The 1,287-nt window shown below is 57.5% G+C and carries 1 protein-coding gene and 2 pseudogenes; 2 read left to right on the forward strand and 1 reads right to left on the reverse strand.

Features of this window, described 5'->3' with window-relative positions:
• Positions 1–103, forward strand: a pseudogene (locus tag WKW79_RS36960) (IS5/IS1182 family transposase); the annotation flags it as partial.
• 90 nt (positions 104–193) lie between these two features.
• The gene (locus WKW79_RS36965) at positions 194–406 is read left to right on the forward strand and encodes a hypothetical protein (protein ID WP_340340186.1); all 213 of its coding nucleotides are present in this window, start codon (positions 194–196) and stop codon (positions 404–406) included.
• 190 nt (positions 407–596) lie between these two features.
• On the opposite strand, the pseudogene WKW79_RS37215 reads toward WKW79_RS36965, so the two are convergent.
• Positions 597–908: pseudogene (locus tag WKW79_RS37215) on the reverse strand (toll/interleukin-1 receptor domain-containing protein); the annotation flags it as partial.
• Positions 909–1,287 lie beyond the last annotated feature (379 nt).

Consider the following 1,287-nt stretch of genomic DNA (forward strand, 5'->3'; position numbering starts at 1 on the left):
CTACGAGAAACTCGAGCGCAGCTTTGTCGCCCTCAACCACCTTGCCGCTGCCATCATTGCCTTCCGCAAGGTACCTGCCGACGTCAACATAATTTACGGATAAGTTCTAAGGTGGCATCTTCTTTTGTCCAGGTGTCCCAAAATTTGGACCTGCATGTGACAGACCATTTATTCGGCATGGCAAAGGTCTTTCGTGGCGCTTGTGCTGGTGCCGGTACAGATGCAAGTGCAGGTGCGGGGGCAGAGGCCGATGCAGATGCAGATGCAGATGCAGGTGCAGGTGCAGGTGCTGGTGCTGGTGCTGGTGCTGGTGCTGGTGCTGGTGCTGGTGCTGGTGCTGGTGCTGTCGAGTTTGAGGCCCCTTCATCGCCCGAGGACTCACCGGTTGGCTTCCCGTGAAAGGTGAAGTAGACCAGCGTCGGGATGAGTGTCAGGGTTGCCCCGACGGCTAGCCACTGAAATTGCCTTAGCGGCCTTGGCGACTGGTTGGAAGATTGTGGAGCAGGACTGGTCTCGTGTGGAACAAACTCGCGAAGTGCGTCCAGAACTCGTAGATAGCGCGGCTCGTCACGGCGTCCATCCCATCGGGCCAGTTCCTCCGCGTGCGTGCCGCTGAAGTCGAGCGGTTGATCGAGGCCCTTATCGATCAGCAACGGCAACACCTTCTTTTGCTTGAGCGCCCATCGAGCTTCTCCAAGCACCCAATCACTCGCTAGCGAAGCGCGCGACCACAGCACCACGACGCACGCGGCCTGCTCCAACTCCTTCTTGATCACGTCGTGAAAACGCTGCCCGCCTCGCAACTGGTGATCCCACCAAACCGATCTCCCCTCCGCGATCAATGCCTCCGCAAGCTTTTTCGCGAAGTCACGATCTTGGCTTGAATAGCTAAGGAAGACGTCTGCCATATGGAATGGAAAAGCCTCGCTCGAGTGTGACACATCTCGGCCATCGAAGGCCAGAAGTAGCCGTGTGTTCCGAGGACCCTAGACCCCCAGACGATGCTGCGTTTTTGAACTCTTATCAACGTGGGTTGTTACTGTATAAACATCCACTACCAACCACCCTCTCCTTCATGGACCGCGACGCCTGGTTAGCCATTGCGCGCATTGCGATGACAATGGCACACGGGCAGTCGAGTGGGCGCTGCGTCGCTCAAGGTCTGCAAGGCTTCAGGCTTGAACCGCCCCGGCTTTTGAGGAGGCTCCTTCGATTGAGAATGGAGCCAAGATGAGAAAGTCACCGAAGTTTTCCCCCGAGGTCATGGAGCGCGCGGTGCGCATGGTG

It is taken from the genome of Variovorax robiniae (assembly GCF_037889955.1).
GTDB classification, from domain to species: domain Bacteria; phylum Pseudomonadota; class Gammaproteobacteria; order Burkholderiales; family Burkholderiaceae_C; genus Variovorax; species Variovorax robiniae.